Here is an 18,854-nt window from a genome sequence, read left to right on the forward strand (position 1 = left end):
CACCATGAAAATTTTTAATGAGATGGAATCTGCTGTTCAAAGTTATGCCCGTTCGTTTCCCGTTGTATTCAATCGTGCGCGCGGCAGCTATTTATTTGATGCCGAGGGTAAGGCGTATCTGGATTTTCTGGCTGGTGCCGGCTCACTTAACTACGGACACAACAATCCGCTGCTGAAAAAAGCTTTGCTGGATTATATCGAGCAGGACGGTATTACTCACGGTCTGGATATGCACACTGATGCCAAGGCCAAATTTTTGCAAAGCTTTCGCGATCTTATCCTGACGCCGCGTGGCCTGGATTATCGTATGCAGTTTACTGGACCTACCGGTACCAACGCGGTAGAAGCAGCATTAAAAATCGCGCGTAAAGTAAAAGGGCGCAATAACATTATGTCGTTTACCAACGGCTTCCACGGTGTATCGCTGGGTGCTGTTGCTGCTACGGGTAATCAGCACCATCGTGGCGGTGCCGGTGTCGAGTTGAATAACATAACGCGTATGCCATTCTGCGGTTACCACGGTCGCGATGCAGATACCTTAAAGATGATCGATAAATTGCTAAGTGATCCATCCAGTGGTGTTGATCTTCCAGCCGCCGCTATCGTCGAAACTGTACAAGGTGAGGGCGGTTTGAATGTGGCGGAAAAAACCTGGTTACAAGGTTTGGAAAAACTGTGTCGCAAGCATGACATTCTGTTGATTGTAGATGACATTCAGGCCGGTTGTGGTCGCACCGGTACTTTCTTCAGTTTTGAACCCGCCGGTATCAAACCTGACATCGTTACTCTGTCCAAATCCTTCAGCGGCTTTGGTTTGCCCATGGCAGTAGTCTTGCTGCACCCCGAACTGGACCAGTGGTTGCCCGGTGAACATAACGGTACCTTCCGTGGGAATAACCACGCGTTTGTTACCGCAACAGCGGCATTGGAGCATTACTGGAAAGATAATGCGTTTGCTGAAGAAATTCAGGCCAAAGCGCAAATCGTTACCAAAAAATTCAAGGCTATCAGTGAGAAGCACGGTGTAACCGAATTGCGCTTGAAAGGTCGTGGTTTAATGCAGGGTCTGGAATGTCGCAATGGCGAGGTTGCTGAAAAAATCAGTCGCGCAGCCTTTGAGCGTGGTTTGATTATTGAAACTGCCGGTAACCGTAGCCAGGTTGTGAAATGTTTTTGCCCGCTGACGATTCATGAAAAAGACCTGAATCAAGGGCTCGATATTCTTGAGCAAAGCATCGATCACGTCTTTAAACAAAATATCCTGAGTAAAGTGGGCTAGAGCTGCTCGATTCAGCTTCCCCATTGAATACTGCTCACTTTTTAAAGATCAACTGTTTAAAGATTAACAGAGAGGTACCAAGATGATTGTCAGAAATTTGAAAGAAGCCGAAGCTACTAACCGTCGCATTGTGTCGCAAGGCTGGGAAAGTACTCGTTTGTTGTTGAAAAACGATAACGTCGGTTTTTCGTTTCATATCACCACGATTTATAAAGACGCTGAACTGCATATGCACTACCAGAACCATTTCGAGTCAGTGTATTGCATCAGCGGCAAGGGTGAGATTGAAGACTTGGCGACCGGCAAAAAGCACTCGATTGCACCAGGCACCATTTATATTCTGGACAAGCATGACAAGCATATCCTGCGCGCCGAAGAAGAAATGAAGATGGCCTGTGTATTCAATCCACCACTACATGGCAAAGAAGTGCATAACGCCGACGGTGTATACCCGCTTGAGGCAGAAGTGGTAGCGGATTGAGTCTGTGAACACTGTAAAAAATTGCATAGTTAAAAAGCATAATCAAAAAGGATGAAGAAAACAGGAGGCCTGTTTTGTCCCATACCGTTGAAAAAATTGGTGGCACGTCCATGTCGGATTACGCTGCCGTGCGCGATAACATTGTTTTAAAAAATGGCAAGACCGAGGATCTGTACAACCGTGTTTTTGTGGTGTCTGCCTATGGTGGTTTGACCAACCTGTTGTTGGAAAACAAGCACAATGGCCAACCGGGTGTGTACGGTTTTTTTGCCAGTACCGATAACGATGCATCCTGGCAGGAAGCATTCATTGCGTTGCGCCAACGCGTCCTGGTCATCAACAGTGAGCTCTTTGGTGACTCTGAGCTGCGTCAGCAAGCCGATGATTTTATTCGTCAGCGCCTTGATGATGCCGAGCGTTGCCTGAGTGATCTGCAACGTCTGTGTCAGCACGGCCACTTTGAATTGACCTCGCATTTGTTTACCGTGCGCGAGATGCTCGCCAGTATCGGTGAAGCACACAGTGCCTGGAACATGACGCAGTTATTGCGCCGCGATGGTGTTAACGCACGGTTTGTGGATCTAACAGGTTGGCGCGCTGAACAGGCGGAAAACCTGGACGATATGATTCGCCAGCAATTTGCTGATGTGGATTACGCCAACGAACTGCTGATTGCCACCGGTTATACCCATTGTTCAGAAGGCTTGATGGCCAGTTTTGATCGCGGTTACAGCGAGATGACCTTCAGCCGTATTGCGGTACTAACGCAGGCGCGCGAAGCGATCATCCATAAAGAATATCACTTGAGCAGCGCCGATCCACGCCTGGTGGGTGACAGCAAAGTGGTACCCATCGGCCGTACCAATTACGATGTTGCAGATCAGTTAGCGAACCTGGGTATGGAAGCGATTCACCCCCGTGCTGCCAAAGGTTTGCGTCAAGCGGAAATTCCCTTGCGAATTAAAAATACCTTTGAGCCGGAGCATCGCGGTACCTTGATTACCGGTGACTATGTCAGCGATACACCGCGGGTAGAAATTATTGCCGGGCGCAAACGGGTTTATTCCATCGAACTGTTTGATCAGGACATGATGGGCAACATCGATAAATACGATTCTGGCATTCTCGCCATACTTGCGCGTTTCAAAGCGCATGTGGTGAGCAAAGACATGAACGCCAACACCATTACCCACTATGTGGCAGCGAATTTAAAAACCGTAAAACGTATTCGTGAAGTGCTGGAAGAAAAATACACCGGTGCAGAAATTAATACGCGCAAAGTGGCTGTAATATCGGCCATTGGCAGTGATATGAAAGTGCCGGGTATGCTGGCAAAAACAGTGTCTGCATTAGCGGAGGTTAACATCAGTATTCTCGCTATGCATCAATCGATTCGTCAGGTGGATATGCAGTTTATTATCGATGAAGACGATTACGATCTTGCTGTACAAAGCTTGCATCGCTGCTTGATTGAAGTTCACGATCACGGGATCGCTATATGCGCCGCCTGATCATCGCGGGAGCGATGTTATTCCTGACGTTGGCAAATATTGCCGGCGCTCAGGAAGCGGCCGACACGGATTCCACCGTCCAGCAGCAACAAGCCGAAAACCATGTAGAACAACTACAGGAACCGCTCTACAACCCTTTTGTTGAGCGCTACGTGTTGGATGAGCTCAAGCAATTACGCACTGACATGGCAAACCAGCGAGTAGAAATTCTGCAGCAAATTGTTGATCGCCACGTTGAGTCGGTGGATAAAGGCGTAACCTATGCCACCAACACCATCACCTATTTTTTCTATCTGATCGCCGGTGTCAGCTCCATCCTGGTGCTGGTTGGATGGACGTCTATTCGCGAGATCAAAGAGCGGATGGGCACCCTGGCCGATGAAGAAGTGCGCAAACTGGTAGAAATTTATGAAGGGCGCTTGCAAGGTATTGAAAAACAACTGACGCAAAAAACGCAGCATATTGAATCCAACCGCGAAGAAATTGAACGCACGCAGGAAATTCATTCACTCTGGTTGCGTGCCGCCCAGGAAACAGCGCCGGCCAATAAAATTGCGGTATACGATCATATCCTGACGATCAAGCCGGGCGATTGCGAAGCCCTAACCTACAAAGCAGATGCTGTGTTAGAGCTGGGCGAGCCGCAATGGGCGGTTAACCTGTGCCAGCAAGCGCTGGCGATTGATTCAGATAACGCTCATGCGTTTTATCAGTTGGCCTGTGCGCACACCGCGTTAAGTCATTACGATGAAGCGATTCACTATCTGCAACAAACCCTGTCGCGGGTTGAGAGTTATCGTGATCAACTTGCTGAAGATGCAGCCTTGCAGCCACTTGCCGACTTCCCGGCATTTAAGGAGCTGCTTGGTCAGCGCGCACCCGAGCAATAGATCTTTCAATATCAGCATAAACCGCTGTGTTAAATAAAACGCTCTGATAATAAAAGGAAAACGCCATGTTTGATCGATTGGCCAAAGCGTGCGGATTAAGTGCCGTTCCACAAATCTTTTTTATCGCTGCCGCTTTGGCAGTTTTGTTTGTCATCTTCGCGATTCCGTTTAACGCGGAATTCGCCCGTTTTTTTGGCACCTTGGGTAGTTTTACCTTTTATTATTTCGGCTGGTTTTATGTGCTGAGCGTAACGGCATTACTGGTTTTTCTTATCTGGATCGCTGTCAGCCGGTATGGCGATGTGCGACTGGGCGGTAATGATCAGCAGCCGGAGTATTCCACCACTACCTGGTTTGTTATGTTGTTCGCGGCGGGCATTGGCACCATTCTGATGTTCTGGGGCGTAGCAGAGCCCTTGTCGCACTTCATCAAGCCGCCGTTTGTTGATGTCGAACCGCAAACGCGCGACGCAGCAAAAGCCGCGATGAATATCGCGTTGTATCACTTCGGTTTACACACCTGGACGATCTTTACCCTGCCTGCAGTAGCCATCGGCTATTTCAGCTATCGCAAGGGGTTACCCATGCGAATCAGCAGTGTATTTTACGGGGTATTGGGCGAGCGCATTTATGGCCCGATCGGTTGGGTGATTGATATTATCGCGCTGCTCGGCACCTTGTTCGGTGTGGCGGTTTCGGTGGGGCTGGGTACATTGCAGTTAAACAGTGGCCTGTTTTATTTGTTTGATTTTTCAGTATCGCCGCTGTCGCAGATGATCATTATCGCCGTCATTACTATGGTGGCAACCGCATCAGTTGCGCTTGGTCTGGATCGTGGCATCAAGCGTTTGTCTTACCTCAATATCGGTTTGGCGATCTTGCTGTTGCTATTTATCTGGGCGGTTGGGCCAACCTTATTTATCACCTCGGGCGCGGTGCAAAACCTCGGTATTTATGTGCAAAACCTACCCTGGATGTCGCTGTGGACTGAGGCATACCAAGGCACCAGCTGGCAACAAAGCTGGACAGTTTTCTACTGGGCCTGGACCATTTCCTGGGCGCCTTACGTGGGATTATTTATTGCCCGTATCTCCAAAGGCCGCAGTATTCGCCAACTGATTGTGGGTGCACTGGGTGCGCCGCTGTTATTTACGCTGATCTGGTTTTCAGTATTTGGTTTGTCAGCCATTGACCTGGAATTAAATTACGGTGTGGATCTGGCGACGCAGGTAAAAGCCGATGTATCCATCGCATTGTTTACCTTCCTTGAACAATTTCCGTTAGCAACACTGACATCGGTCGTCAGCGCGGTCATCATCGTGATTTTTTTAACCACTTCGGCGGATTCGGCGGCGTTAGTGATGGATTTATTATCGCGCCGCGAAAACCAGGCGTCGCGCACCTGGCAGCGAGTGTTCTGGATGTTACTGCTCGGCACACTCTCCGCCACCTTATTATTAGGCGGCGGCTTACCTGCCTTGCAGAATGTGATTACCGCACTGGGTTTCCCTTTTTGCGTTCTCCTGGTATTCATGGCCATCGCCCTGACCAAAGAACTAAAAAAAGAAAACACCAGTAGGTCGGATTAGCCAAAGGCGTAATCCGACAACAAACTACCGCAAAATCGCTTCAATTTTTTCCAACTCTGTCGCACTAAATTCCAGGTTATCCAGCGCTTTAACCGAGTCTTCAATTTGCTCAACCCGGCTTGCCCCAATAATCGTGCTGGTGACGGCATCATTATTCAATACCCAAGCCAGCGACATCTGCGCCAATGATTGCCCGCGCACTTGAGCAAGCTCATTCAACGCTTGCACCTTGGCAATTTTTTCTGGCGTAATATCTTTACTGCCCAAATAAATTTGCTCCGCACGCGCTGCGCGTGAACCCGCAGGAATGCCATTCAAATATTTGTTAGTCAGTACCCCTTGAGCCAGCGACGAAAATGCAATCGCACCCACGCCTTCTTCTTTCAATACATCCGTCAAACCATCTTCAATCCAGCGGTCAAGCAGGTTGTAGCGCGGTTGGTGAATCAATAGGGGTGTTCCGAGAGATTTGAGAATCTGGGCAGCTTCGCGAGTTTTCTCCGGCGTGTAGTTGGAGATGCCTACATACAGCGCACGACCGGAACGCACAATGTAATCCAGAGCCTGCATGGTTTCTTCCAGCGGTGTTTCCGGGTCCATGCAGTGGGAATAAAAAATATCAAAATAGTCCAGCCCGGTGCGTTGCAAACTCTGATCGCAACTGGCTACCAGATATTTACGCGAGCCGCCGATGCCGTAAGGGCCGGGCCACATGTCATAACCGGCTTTGCTGGATATAATCAATTCATCTCGGTAAGACGCGAGATGTTGTTTGAAGATGGTACCAAAGGTGGATTCCGCCGAACCGAAATTCGGACCGTAATTGTTGGCGAGATCAAAATGGGTAATGCCAAGATCAAACGCGCGCTGAATCATCGCGGTGGCATTGCTAAGGGAATCCACGGCGCCAAAGTTTTGCCACAAACCCAAAGACATCCGCGGCAATTTCAAACCGCTCTTGCCGCAGCGCTGATATTTCATGCGCTGGTAGCGTTCGGGGTGGGCAACATAGCGTGGATTGGGTTCGTGGGTAATCATGAAGCGCCTCTTATTTATAGGGTGACCGAATGGCGCGTTATCTTAGCCTAAAGGGGCGGTTTGCATGAAGGGCGCTGTGTAAAGGGCTTGTAAAGAAAGGGTAGGGAGCTCTTGCGGTGTTCATACTTTGGCCAAGCCGATGACGACACAAAAAATTCCCTGCACAGGCGTCGACAGATGGCGTTGACTGCTGCATTATCTGCGACCTTGCCCGGCCATAGAACAGCGCCTGTTTGAGATTGTCCTAAACTGCATCAAAAGCCTAAACTAAACCGAAGAGAGACCTGGTGCGCCCCGGCACCTGAACACGCACCCCGCCACCTGCGGGGTTTGATTTGACGCAAACCGTGTGGAGACCCCATGAAATTTCGCTTTCCGATAGTCATTATTGACGAGGATTTTCGCTCTGAAAACACATCCGGCCTGGGCATTCGCGCCCTCGCGGACGCGATTCAGCAAGAGGGGATGGAGGTTCTCGGGGTTACCAGCTACGGCGACCTGTCGCAGTTTGCTCAGCAACAATCCCGCGCCTCGGCTTTTATTCTGTCCATCGACGATGAAGAATTCGGTACTGGTTCGCTGGAAGAAACCGACCACGCCCTGAAATCCCTGCGCGCCTTTGTGGAAGAAATTCGCTATAAGAACGCCGACATCCCGATTTATCTCTACGGTGAAACCCGCACCTCGCGCCATATTCCCAATGACATCCTGCGCGAGCTTCACGGCTTCATCCACATGTTTGAAGACACGCCCGAATTCGTGGCGCGCCATATCATCCGCGAAGCCAAGTCCTATATGGATGGCTTGTCGCCACCGTTTTTCCGCGCGCTGGTGCACTACGCGCAGGACGGCTCCTATTCCTGGCACTGCCCCGGTCACTCTGGCGGCGTGGCCTTTTTGAAGTCACCCATCGGCCAGATGTTCCACCAGTTCTTTGGTGAAAACATGCTGCGCGCGGATGTGTGTAACGCGGTAGAAGAGCTGGGCCAACTGCTCGACCACACCGGCCCGGTGGCGGCGTCCGAGCGCAATGCGGCGCGTATCTTCAATGCGGACCATTGCTACTTTGTGACCAACGGTACGTCGACATCGAACAAGATGGTGTGGCACTCCATGGTGGCGCCGGGCGATATCGTGGTAGTGGATCGCAACTGTCACAAATCCATACTGCACTCCATCATCATGTGCGGCGCGATTCCGGTGTTCCTGATGCCCACGCGCAACCACCTGGGTATTATCGGCCCGATTCCGCTGGAAGAATTCACCCCGGAAAGTATCGCGCGCAAGATCGAAGCTAACCCCTTTGCCCGCGAAGCCAAGAACAAAAAGCCGCGTATTCTGACCATCACCCAGTCCACTTACGACGGCGTGATTTATAACGTTGAGCGCCTGAAAGAAATGCTCGACGGCAAGATCGACACGCTGCATTTCGACGAAGCCTGGCTGCCGCACGCCACCTTCCACGACTTCTACAAAAACATGCACGCCATCGGCAAAAACCGCCCGCGCGCAAAAGAGTCGCTGATCTTCTCCACCCAATCCACCCACAAATTGTTGGCCGGTTTATCCCAGGCATCGCAAATCCTGGTGCACGATTCCGAGAAGGTGAAACTGGATCAGGACGCGTTCAATGAAGCTTATCTGATGCACACCTCCACCTCGCCGCAGTACGCCATTATTGCGTCCTGCGATATTGCGGCGGCGATGATGGAAGCACCCGGCGGTCACGCATTGGTGGAAGAGTCGATTCTTGAAGCGCTGGATTTCCGCCGCGCCATGAAGAAAGTGGACGAAGAGTGGGGTCAGGATTGGTGGTTCCAGGTATGGGGCCCGGATGCCTTCGCCGCCGAAGGTATGGGTGAGCGCGACGATTGGATGTTGCGCAGCGAAGACAACTGGCACGGCTTCGGTAAACTGGCGCCGGGCTTCAATATGCTCGACCCCATCAAAGCCACCATCATCAACCCCGGATTATCGCTGGACGGTGAATTCGCGGAGTCCGGCATCCCGGCGTCTATCGTCACCAAATACCTGGCGGAAAACGGCGTGATCGTGGAGAAATGCGGGCTTTACTCCTTCTTCATCATGTTCACCATCGGCATCACCAAAGGCCGCTGGAACACCCTCGTGGCCGCCCTGCAACAATTCAAAGACGACTACGACAAAAACCAGCCCATGTGGCGCATCATGCCGGAGTTCGCGCAAGCCAACCCGCGCTATGAAAAACGCGGCCTGCGCGATCTGTGTCAACAGATCCACGACTTCTACAAAGTCTACGATGTTGCACGCCTGACTACCGAGATGTACCTGTCCGACATGCAGCCGGCCATGAAACCCTCGGACGCCTTCGCCAAGATGGCCCACCGCGAAATCGAACGCGTCGCCATCGACGAACTGGAAGGGCGCATCACCTCGATTTTGCTGACGCCATACCCGCCGGGCATTCCGCTGTTGATTCCCGGCGAACGCTTCAACAAAACTATCGTGGACTACCTGAAATTCGCCCGCGATTTCAACGAACGCTTCCCCGGCTTCGAAACCGACGTGCACGGTCTGGTCAAACGCGAAGTCGACGGCAAACGCGACTACTTCGTCGACTGCGTCCGCCAATAAAAATACTCCCACATCCGTAGGTCGGATTAGCCAAAGGCGTAATCCGACTACCCCTTCCCAAACAATCCAACCCTACCCAAACGCTGACCAAGCTGTCGGATTACGCTAACGCTAATCCGACCTACCGGCGGCCTCGGCTCGACCATAGCCTGCTCTCTTACCAACCCACAAATCCCTCAATTGCCCGTTGCCAACCCGGAACACCCTCGCCATACTGCGCGGCTCAAAAAGCAATAACCTCTGGAGACCACTATGCAAATCGGTGCGGACAAAGTTGTCAGCTTCCACTACCGCCTCAGCGAAACCAACGGCGAACTCCTCGAAAGCTCACACGACGCAGAACCAACACTCTACCTGCACGGCCACAACAACCTGTTGGCCGCCATGGAACACGCCATGGAAGGAAAACAAGCCGGCGATAAATTCACCGTCGAACTCACCCCCGAACAAGGCTACGGCCAACGCAAAGAAGGCGCGGTGCAACGCATCCCCATCAAACATTTGCTCGACTACGCCAAACTGAAAAACAAACTCAAACCCGGCATGAAAGTCGCGGTAAACACCGAACACGGCCCCTGGGAAGCCGTGGTATTAAAAGTGGGTAAATTCAATGTCGACATCGACAGCAACCATCCCCTTGCCGGAAAACAACTAATTTTTGAAATCGAAGTTGTTGAGGTCCGCGAAGCCACCGAAGAAGAACTCGCCCACGGCCACGCCCACGGCGTAGGTGGTCATCACCATCATTGACTTATTTCTTTTGCGGGAGCGGTGTTGGTTGGTGGCATCGCTTTTGTGAGTTTTCCCCAGCTTTTCCTTCTGCTTTTTCTGCCTTCGTTATTTTCCTGTCTGGTTGGTCAAATTCTCCCATAAAGATTATTGGTAATCTGGTGTAATTTTCATTGGCGTAAAAAGGGTTGATAGTCTTTACTTGTGTTGTGAGAGTGTTTGGTAGCTGTTTTTTTCGTGCAGACAGAGTTTAATTTGGGGGCACGCACTCTTTATTCTGATTTACGCGGATATAAGGAAGGATATTTCGAAAAGTGATATGTGATGGTAAAAAAATACCTGAATCTCTAGAGTAGCAGGCGCTAAGACTTTTTATCAAGACAGGAAGTTATTGGTAAGAGAGCGAACAGCTAGGATGCCTGTGCTCTAAAAATTCAATAATGTCTTGGCTATACATACAACATAAAAAGGTGGGAATCCGATATCAGGAAAGCTCCTGGCTTTAAAAAATACATCGTGTCGTGCGGAAGTAAAAAACGATAGACGACATATTGCTGGGGTGCTCTGAGTCTAACGTAGCTCTTGTAATGCATTCACATAAAACAAAGACCATCGGGATTTGATGCTGGAGAATTTTGAAACAATTTAGCAGTCTAGCTAAATATTTAAAGATAAAAGGAGAAGTTATATGGCATTTTGTAATCTTGCAGTTTCAGCGCATATTAATGGTAAAGAACAACCAAATAAGTTATATGTTCATGGTTCAGTTCTTGTTTACACGATGGCAACTGAAGTTAACGTTTCAGAAGCCGTCCCCCAAGGAATTAATTCCCAAATACTTATTTTAAATGTTACGGTTAAACATGTTGACGGACCAATGAAGGGAACATGCCGACCCTTTGAGTATGTAAAGGAAGTAAATGGTCGCCAATATGACCAAGTAACTATAAATATTGAGGGCGGCCAAAGTTCAACAGTTATAGTTTCTTACATGGGTTAACAGACTTACGATCAAAGCGTAGGTATGAATTTCACTTTTTTACCTTTAGCTGTTGTGGAAAGCTACTGAAATCGATCTTGCAAAGGGAGATAATTTGTTCTTGCCCTGCGGGAGTCCGTTGGATAGCTCACTTTGCGTATTATATGCGTATTTTGTTTCGTTCTCATTTTTTCGTATAAAGTGCCCAAGATGGTTGCCGCTGGTTAACAATTACCAAGCTGCGACGAAATTTTTGTAGTAGTCGCTTTTATAAAAAGGAAATCGCTATGATTACAAAACTACTTAAAGTTAATAATATTGATTTGGCATTGCTTAAAAGTAATCCGCCGCAGCTGAGCATTACCGTTTTTGGTTCGGCACCAACAACAGGTTGGACGGATGCTCGTCTGATACCCTATGTTTACATTGTGCCCCCTGTAGATGGTGTTTATGATTTTGACTTCGTTGGGGCTCCTCCATCGGGGCCAGCTGGAGAAATGATATCTCCAGCTGTTGCATATTATATTTGGCCAGAATTTCCACATGATCTTAAAGGTATTCGGGTACATGCCTCTATAAATAAAGAGGAAGAAATGGTGGTTGATGATACAAAGTCTATTAATTACGACTAACTTGAACACTTAACAAACAAAAGCATAAGATATTTCGCACTTCTGGTTTGAATTTGTGCCGAGCATGGCAATTAACTGGAGAGGTGAAAGTCGAGCCCTCCAAAAAGGTAGACATTTCACTGTCGCACAATCAGTGTTTAGAAATTTCAAAGAAAATTCGAAAGACACCGGCCCATAGAGGGCGTCGTTGGCCAATTTTTTGAATTAGGGTTCTATGAATACAAAGAAGATAAAACAGATAAAACAGAGGGTCTATAAAATTCTATTCACGTAGATTTTATTTGAGAGTATTGCAGGGTAAACCGTTTTGAAAATCGATATATAACGGCGGGAAAATATAAACGCTGCTATTTTGTGTATGTCGCTGTGCTGGATTACGGTGCAGAATAGCTCTGCTCCATTCCCGTTGTGGCTGGCGTCAGATTAAAGTTGAGATAGTGATCGGAATTATTCTGGTAGTTTTTGATCTTGATGAGCCTATCTCGTTTGTCCAGCGGCGTGTTGTTGGTTTAATTCGTCTGCTATTACCACCGCATGTTGATAATGAGCAGGCTGCGGATTATCTGCACACCAGCGGTAGCGTGAGTGATAAATCAGTCGAGTGGGTTGTTGTCAGGCCGGATACGCTAATCGATGAGGCGCGCGGTTCTGAATATGTGGTTTGTCCATCGCTACGCGCAGTGCTATTTTCAATCCAGGGAAAACCAGCCGCATAAATGTTGCGCATTTTATGGCTGATCTGATAACGAATGACGATGCATGGAATCGGTGGAAAGGGCACATGCCGGTAATCTATAACAAAAGCTTTTCATAACTGAATGCAGTTAATCATCAATATGAATAGTCAACCCCGTTTTTCCTTCTGCGATATGTTCGGCCAGCATATTTTGCTGGTACTGCCCACTGTTTTGACGCCGAAACGGAATAGGTGATTCATCAAAAAGTTGTTCTAGGCGGTGACGCCAAGCGGTCAATTCTCTATCCACTGTCTCCTTCGATAGGTTGCCAGCGCCATAGACGGCATGTGTCCGTAATACATCCATACCAGGAAAAAATAATGCGCCGTGAGTAATGGGGAACAACAATTCTTCCAACGGGCCATTAATGCCACGAGGCGAGTAATCTGTTTCTGGTCCGCCCACCATAACTGACAGTAGCGCGCGTTTGCCTTTGAGGATGCCGTCGCCATAACGGTAGCGGTTACCTTCGCCTTTGTATCCATATGCGAATCCGTAGGCGTACACGCGGTCTATCCAGCCCTTGAGAATGGCCGGCATACCAAACCACCACAGGGGAAACTGCAATATCACGGCGTCGGCCGCGAGCAGCTTGTGCTGTTCCGCTGTTACATCTTCTGTTTGTTGATCAGTGGCATAAGCGTGCCCCGACTCTTGCACATAAGCAAACCGCTCCGGGTTTACTCGATGGGGAAAGTCCTGTTCATCAAATACGGCTTTCCAGCCCATACTGTACAGATCCGACTGCAATAGGGTGTGGCCTTGCTGTGTCAGCGTTTGCTCCGTCGCTGCAACGAACAGGCGGGTTAGCGATGTGGGTTCCGGGTGTGCATACACAAGCAATACGGTTTTGGACATAACAGTTATCCTTTATCGGGTGGTGGGATTTATGTGTAACGGGTAGGGTGATGGTGTGCGGAAATGAGCTATAAGTGAAATTCGTTATTTTTTGATCTAGTATCCAGCATATGAATACCAAGCGACTTGATCTCAATTTACTCGCAACGCTGGAGGCTCTGCTTGAGGAGCAGAATGTCACCAGGGCTGCTGCGCGCCTGCATCTGAGTCAGCCGGCTGTTAGTGCTCAGCTGAACCGTTTGCGGGATATGTTCAATGATCCGTTATTGATTCCAACCCAGCGGGGAATGATGCCGACCGCTATGGCTCTGGAGCTGCTCGCCCCGTTGCGCGTTGCACTGGATCAGGTGCGCGATACCGTGGCAACGCATCAGCAATTTGATCCAGGGTTTGCGAAGCTGACCGTGACGATTGCGTGCACTGATTATCTTCAAACCGTCATTGGTCGGTCGCTTATCCAGACGTTGAGAGCGCAGGCGCCGGGTATCAGAATTAGCATACGTAACCTGGAGCCGCGTCGACTGGATACGCAAATGATGCACGGCGAGGTGGATCTTGCGTTGATGACGCCGGACGATGCTCCCCCGGTCCTCCGTACCAGACATCTTTACGACGAACACTATGTGCTGATTGGCCGAAAGGATCACCCGCAACTGCGTGACAGCATCACGCTTGAAGAATATGTACAACTCGAACATGTGGTGGTATCGCTCAACGGCGGCGATTTTTTCACGCCGGTAGATCAAGCTCTCAAAGCAATGGGCTACACGCGCAACCTGGTGTTATCCGTTGCTTCATTCTTATTTATCCCGGAAATTGTTGCGCAATCAGATTTGGTGGCACTGGTGCCCTGGCGGCTGGTAGCGGGGCGAGGTGATCTCACAATAATTAAAGCGCCCGACGTTTCTACAGGATTTTCGGTGGGTATGGTGTGGCATGAGCGTAATCACAGGCACACTGCGCACTGCTGGATTCGTGAGCAAGTAATCGATGTGTTAGCAGATTAAAAACGACTAATAAATCTGAGGCCAGTGGAGCAATCGGATGATTGCTCGCGCGTTTTTAGTTCGGCTCAAACGGCAATACCAACATCAAGCGTTGCAACATAACCTTCACTAACAGAGCCAGTAACACTTGCTATTTGATAAGTCACGCCATCGCTGAATACATTGTCAGCGGCAAAGCTACTCACCGATGTGTTTTGCCCATGCTCGCTATAAAGATCTGAGTTATAAACGTCGCGTGTGATGTCTTCTGGAAAAGCCAATTGCGAGGTGACCGATGCGCTGGTTGAGGTATCGTTGTAAAGAAAAATCTGGAAATGAATGTGGGTGATGCGGCCGGTATACCAGCCGGGATAGATGGTAGTGAATACCACCTCGCCATTCTCGTTCACATCCTGAACACCGCGACAAAATGTTTCACCAACTGTATTTACACCGGGCTGGGCATAACCCGAATAGACACCGTCTTTATCGCAATGCCACACATAAATTGATGCATAGGTAAACGGTGAACAATCACTGTTGATATTGACCAGACGCAGTTTTAACGTGAGCGGCACGCCGGTTTTACCTTCGGTAAGGTCCGCGCGAAAAATGGCAGAGTTGCTTAATATCGCCGTCAAGGGGTAGGGGCCTTGAGTTTCGGAGGGAATCAACACGCAGCTACCTGTCGCACTGGAACTTGATGTCGAGCTGCTGGTGCTGGATGACAAAGAATTACCGGCAGATGATGCTGCCGCGTTATTGCCTCCGCTGCCGCCACAACTAACCACACCGGTGAGTAAGCCCAAAGTGCCTAGCGCACTCAAGGTCTTACGTCGGGCGAAGTCAACGGAAGTGATATTTTGTGATGCAGAAGAGCAATCAACGTTATTTTCTTTCATAGATATAATCTCGGCAGATGGATTGTTGGCACAAGGCCGCCAGCAATGCTCTGACGTTAAGAAAAGAAAAACGTTGGCGTTGAAATGTGCAAAGAATATGGAAGCTGTTTCAGATAGACCCATATTCGAATTGGTGCCAGAGATTATCAACCCTATTGTTCGAATTCGTTGTAAGCGATAATATCCTTGTAATTTATAACTCCCAAAAGGAACTTATTATGACTATCGTCGTTAATGCTTATGAGTTGGTAAATGACCGTGGAAGTCTTTCCTGGCGCAATAAATATAATGGTGGCGTAGGCAATAAAAGCAAAGATGATCAGCACGCTGAGCGTTTAGCCTACAAAAGTATTCTGACGCGAAGCCCTAGCGTTATCCATCTGGTTCAAAATGCCTTTCCCTGCTCAAAATGTGACGATTTCTTTAAAAGCGCCAGTATACCCATTGTTATGCTCGTAACGGCGAATGAAGGAAAATATTCAAGCGAACATGGCCTTCCCGCTAATGCCGCCTGCCCGGTGGTTATCTACTATTACAACGGCACGAAAAAAATGGTGGGAATGTGGTCAGGCCGCGACAGTGAGCCTCCCGCCGGATTTCCTGCACATGCAGAAGTGCAGGAGGATTAATAATGCTCGCAGAACTTACATTTGTAGAACACGGTTTCAAATCATGAGAGGATGGCGGTAGAGATTGAAAACAAATAATAGCTTTCCTGCCAGAATCTTTATTTTAATTCCAGAAAAAGATCACAGGGCCATCGTAATCCGTCGTGGCCCTGCTGAGAAAACCGGCATCTATAGCTGGAATATAAAAACGGACCAAGTCCGTGTTTCTCAGTGGCTCAAGGGTAGGGTTTACGAGTACTTCAGTGATGTATCACCAGATGGAGATCATTTTTTATATTCGGCAAATAAAAAGGGTTTTGGTTATACGGTTGTCTCACGAGCACCTTGGTTAAAAGCAATTACGTTAACCAGAAACGTGGGCGGGCTTGGTAGTGGAATTTTTGCCAGTAATAACAGCTATATGCTTGGTGATGGAAATGATTGTTATAACGAGTTCGCTAGCCCCAAATTTACCTCAATAAAACGCGATTTTGAAATGCATAAATATGGCGTATATTGCGCGAGATTGCGTAAGAGAGGATGGGTAGTAAAGTCGATAAATAGCGCTCGTATAACATTGCTTAAACGGATAGACCAACATACCTCCCTTGAAAAATTAATAAACCATAATTCCAGAAGGAAGGGTAAAGGTAGCTGGTGGGAGTTTCATCGTTTAATTTACAAGGGTGTGGTCTACGAGAAGCCTGATTGGGAATGGTGCGAATGGTTGAATAATCAACTGGTATGGACGGAGGGAGGCATTTTATATCGAGGGCGTATTTCTGTTGCCTCTCGCTCTTTAACCGGAAAGCTTATTTATAATTTTAACCTGGATAGTTTCATCGAAGTCACTGCGCCTTATTAATCCCAAAACGTTTAATTGCCGTAATCCCCTGTAATTCACATCCCCCGCGAACCGGTAGATAGTCTTCATTTTCAGGAAATAGCCTGATATCAAGACTATCAATTGGAGGATCGTCCTATGCCGGCCAAGTACAGCTACGGTAAGTCAAAAGACAAACTGAGCAATCAGCAGTGGTTCCGTTCGGGCATGTCGACCCACGGGAGTGCCTATCTGTTTAATCGATCAAATTCGAATGGTTTGTCCTTGGGGATAATGAAAAACAATAAATCCAAGCGGCATGGCTGTGAGCATGCCGAAGATGTTTTTATTCGATACATTAAGACAAATGTTGGGTTGTTGCGAACCTCGCCCTCGGTAAACACCATTGTCCTGAGCATTTCAAAGTCCCCGTGTAGTTCTACCTACGGTACCTCGAATAAACCGCTTGGTTGTGCGGAGGAATTGATTAATTTTCAGAATAATCCTTATCGATGCCCCATTACCGGTAATGAATACATTTTTAAATTAATTGTGATAGCTCGGGCGCTTTACAAGCAGAGCAGTGGTTCGCGTAAAGCGCTAACGATGATGAAGCTTAATGGTATTGAAGTGACGACCGATGTGCATCGCAAGAAAGATGGCTCGTCTATGGCGAAGGAGTATTAATACCCGCTAAGTGCATATTCGCTGCTGGTCATATTGATTGCCTCGTTGGTGTTCTCACATATTGCGTCTCTTCGCGAAATAGCTAGCGATGGCATATATTATGTTAGGGGACTTTTTGCTGAGTCCCGTAATTTCCTGTAATTCCCATTGTCATTAAATATTGAATAGTCATCACTTCGAGACGCATGGAGATCAAAAATGCCACCTAAATACACATTTGGAAAGTCAGACGGTGATTTAAGTAATCAGCAGTGGTTCCATTCTGGCATGGAAACGCACGGTAGTGCCATTTTGATCAACAATAAATATCCTGAGGGTAAATCACTGGGGATAATGAAAAACAATAAGTCGAAAACGCATGGTTGTGAACATGCGGAAGACGTTTTTATCAGAACCATTAAAGGAGATACCGGTTCTTTATCTGTGTCTCCGGCGGTTAACAAAGTCATTCTCTGTATTTCAAAATCGTCTTGCAGTTCCACTTATGGCACATCCAATAAACCAGTGGGGTGTGCGGAAGAATTGATCAACTTTCAGAATAATATTTACAAAGCGCCTATCAATGGCAATGAGTATATTTTCAAGGTTATCGTGCTTGCGCGCGGGGTTTATAAACAATCCACCGGTTCCCACAATGCGTTGGATTTGATGCGTGACAATGGTATCGATGTTGCGACGGATGTGCATCGTAAGAAGGATGGTTCGTCTATGAAGAAAGAATATGATATGGAGATTTGATGGGGTTGTCGGATTACGGCGTGCCGCCTAATCCGACCTAGGGTTTGGTGTGCTGCGGGATTTCCATAAAGTCTTCGGTGCCGGGTTTTGAGAGTTCGGCGGTGGCCGGGTTTTTGTAGATCCAGCCGCTGCCGTTGATAGATTCCAGGGCATAGCTACCTTGTGGGGTGGTGATGGTGGCGAAGATGGAGCGGTGTCCGTAAGTCACTACTATAGGGTAATCATCGCCGTAACCGTCAAGGTTGCCGCGCCAGGAGTAGTCGCCATTGGGGCTTATGTGATGAGTGGTGACAGTAACCTGTGCGTTTTCTGCTTCAGGTAGGGGTATGGCAAGCTTGTCACCGGGAAGCGGGTAGGGGGCGTCCATATTCAATGAAACGGGTTCATAAATCACAACACCTTCCGGTAAAGGAAACACCGGCAGTGCATCTGTGTCATTAATTTGCCAAAGTGGTTTGTAGCTTGTTTTTTCTGCTGAGGAATTTATAGCATCTTGCTTAATTGCTAGTGGGGTATTTTTTTTATCGGTACTTACCGATTTTAATGTGTTGTACGATTTTTCTGCCAAAATTTTCTGTTCAGCGGGCATGTGTTGTGTTGTCGTTTTTTTCTCATAGGCCAAATAAAAATAGACAATGCCGATCACGATTATAAAAAAGATAATAAGCGATTTTTTATTACTTTTCATGGTGACCAACAGGTTTAATGTATTTGTGATAGCTGCATATTCTTCAATGTTTTTACAAACATCAAAGGCAGCACCATGCTGCCTTT

The 18,854-nt window shown here is 48.2% G+C and carries 19 protein-coding genes; 15 read left to right on the forward strand and 4 right to left on the reverse strand.

Going from position 1 to position 18,854, the window contains the following annotated elements; all coding sequences use genetic code 11:
* Positions 1 to 4 precede the first annotated feature (4 nt).
* The 5 genes from ectB (at position 5) to CBR65_RS21840 (ending at position 5,750) form a co-directional block, all read left to right on the forward strand.
* Positions 5 to 1,279, forward strand: a complete 1,275-nt coding sequence (gene ectB / locus CBR65_RS21820) for a diaminobutyrate--2-oxoglutarate transaminase (RefSeq protein ID WP_087468821.1) — start codon at positions 5 to 7, stop codon at positions 1,277 to 1,279.
* Positions 1,280 to 1,361: 82 nt separating this feature from the next.
* Complete coding sequence (locus CBR65_RS21825) at positions 1,362 to 1,760, forward strand: ectoine synthase (RefSeq protein WP_087468822.1); 399 nt, start codon at positions 1,362 to 1,364, stop codon at positions 1,758 to 1,760.
* 74 nt (positions 1,761 to 1,834) lie between these two features.
* Complete coding sequence (locus CBR65_RS21830; protein ID WP_198300841.1) at positions 1,835 to 3,271, forward strand: aspartate kinase; 1,437 nt, start codon at positions 1,835 to 1,837, stop codon at positions 3,269 to 3,271.
* On the forward strand, positions 3,259 to 4,161 hold the full coding sequence (locus CBR65_RS21835; protein ID WP_087468823.1) for a CDC27 family protein: 903 nt from the start codon (positions 3,259 to 3,261) through the stop codon (positions 4,159 to 4,161). Before CBR65_RS21830 ends, CBR65_RS21835 begins: the two co-directional genes overlap by 13 nt.
* Positions 4,162 to 4,226: 65 nt before the next feature.
* Complete coding sequence (locus tag CBR65_RS21840; RefSeq protein ID WP_087468824.1) at positions 4,227 to 5,750, forward strand: BCCT family transporter; 1,524 nt, start codon at positions 4,227 to 4,229, stop codon at positions 5,748 to 5,750.
* Between the two features lie 24 nt (positions 5,751 to 5,774).
* Here CBR65_RS21840 and mgrA read toward each other — a convergent pair whose 3' ends face one another.
* Positions 5,775 to 6,788, reverse strand: coding sequence for an L-glyceraldehyde 3-phosphate reductase (gene mgrA / locus CBR65_RS21845; RefSeq protein ID WP_087468825.1), 1,014 nt, complete (start codon positions 6,786 to 6,788; stop codon positions 5,775 to 5,777).
* A 360-nt stretch (positions 6,789 to 7,148) separates the two neighbouring features.
* Here mgrA and CBR65_RS21850 point away from each other — a divergent pair, with 360 nt between their 5' ends.
* The 5 genes from CBR65_RS21850 to CBR65_RS21870 all read left to right on the forward strand — a co-directional run bounded on the left by CBR65_RS21850 (position 7,149) and on the right by CBR65_RS21870 (position 12,457).
* The gene (locus CBR65_RS21850) at positions 7,149 to 9,401 is read left to right on the forward strand and encodes an arginine/lysine/ornithine decarboxylase (protein WP_087468826.1); all 2,253 of its coding nucleotides are present in this window, start codon (positions 7,149 to 7,151) and stop codon (positions 9,399 to 9,401) included.
* Between the two features lie 252 nt (positions 9,402 to 9,653).
* Positions 9,654 to 10,151: a peptidylprolyl isomerase gene (locus CBR65_RS21855; RefSeq protein ID WP_087468827.1), complete on the forward strand. Its 498-nt coding sequence runs from the start codon at positions 9,654 to 9,656 to the stop codon at positions 10,149 to 10,151.
* Positions 10,152 to 10,818: 667 nt separating this feature from the next.
* Complete coding sequence (locus tag CBR65_RS21860; protein WP_087468828.1) at positions 10,819 to 11,130, forward strand: hypothetical protein; 312 nt, start codon at positions 10,819 to 10,821, stop codon at positions 11,128 to 11,130.
* Positions 11,131 to 11,396: 266 nt separating this feature from the next.
* A complete protein-coding gene (locus CBR65_RS21865) occupies positions 11,397 to 11,741 on the forward strand; it encodes a hypothetical protein (protein WP_198300842.1) in 345 nt (114 codons plus the stop codon).
* A 437-nt stretch (positions 11,742 to 12,178) separates the two neighbouring features.
* Positions 12,179 to 12,457, forward strand: coding sequence for a hypothetical protein (locus CBR65_RS21870; protein ID WP_198300843.1), 279 nt, complete (start codon positions 12,179 to 12,181; stop codon positions 12,455 to 12,457).
* A 108-nt stretch (positions 12,458 to 12,565) separates the two neighbouring features.
* Here CBR65_RS21870 and CBR65_RS21875 read toward each other — a convergent pair whose 3' ends face one another.
* A complete protein-coding gene (locus tag CBR65_RS21875; protein WP_087468829.1) occupies positions 12,566 to 13,336 on the reverse strand; it encodes an NAD(P)H-dependent oxidoreductase in 771 nt (256 codons plus the stop codon).
* Between the two features lie 110 nt (positions 13,337 to 13,446).
* Here CBR65_RS21875 and CBR65_RS21880 point away from each other — a divergent pair, with 110 nt between their 5' ends.
* Complete coding sequence (locus CBR65_RS21880) at positions 13,447 to 14,343, forward strand: LysR family transcriptional regulator (RefSeq protein ID WP_087468830.1); 897 nt, start codon at positions 13,447 to 13,449, stop codon at positions 14,341 to 14,343.
* Between the two features lie 65 nt (positions 14,344 to 14,408).
* On the opposite strand, the gene CBR65_RS21885 is transcribed toward CBR65_RS21880, so the two are convergent.
* Positions 14,409 to 15,224, reverse strand: a complete 816-nt coding sequence (locus CBR65_RS21885) for a protocatechuate dioxygenase (protein WP_232461284.1) — start codon at positions 15,222 to 15,224, stop codon at positions 14,409 to 14,411.
* A 218-nt stretch (positions 15,225 to 15,442) separates the two neighbouring features.
* Here CBR65_RS21885 and CBR65_RS21890 point away from each other — a divergent pair, with 218 nt between their 5' ends.
* From CBR65_RS21890 to CBR65_RS21905, 4 genes are all read left to right on the forward strand, one after another.
* Positions 15,443 to 15,853 (forward strand): hypothetical protein, encoded by a 411-nt coding sequence (locus tag CBR65_RS21890; RefSeq protein WP_087468831.1) that lies wholly within the window; start codon positions 15,443 to 15,445, stop codon positions 15,851 to 15,853.
* A gap of 64 nt (positions 15,854 to 15,917) precedes the next feature.
* The gene (locus tag CBR65_RS21895; RefSeq protein ID WP_087468832.1) at positions 15,918 to 16,697 is read left to right on the forward strand and encodes a hypothetical protein; all 780 of its coding nucleotides are present in this window, start codon (positions 15,918 to 15,920) and stop codon (positions 16,695 to 16,697) included.
* Between the two features lie 117 nt (positions 16,698 to 16,814).
* Positions 16,815 to 17,342 carry a hypothetical protein gene (locus CBR65_RS21900; RefSeq protein WP_087468833.1) on the forward strand — a complete coding sequence of 176 codons (528 nt, stop codon included), beginning with the start codon at positions 16,815 to 16,817 and terminating at the stop codon, positions 17,340 to 17,342.
* Between the two features lie 198 nt (positions 17,343 to 17,540).
* Complete coding sequence (locus CBR65_RS21905) at positions 17,541 to 18,080, forward strand: hypothetical protein (RefSeq protein WP_087468834.1); 540 nt, start codon at positions 17,541 to 17,543, stop codon at positions 18,078 to 18,080.
* A 37-nt stretch (positions 18,081 to 18,117) separates the two neighbouring features.
* Here CBR65_RS21905 and CBR65_RS21910 read toward each other — a convergent pair whose 3' ends face one another.
* Positions 18,118 to 18,768, reverse strand: coding sequence for a hypothetical protein (locus CBR65_RS21910; RefSeq protein ID WP_087468835.1), 651 nt, complete (start codon positions 18,766 to 18,768; stop codon positions 18,118 to 18,120).
* Between the last annotated feature and the right edge of the window lie 86 nt (positions 18,769 to 18,854).

It is taken from the genome of Cellvibrio sp. PSBB006 (genome assembly GCF_002162135.1).
GTDB lineage: Bacteria > Pseudomonadota > Gammaproteobacteria > Pseudomonadales > Cellvibrionaceae > Cellvibrio.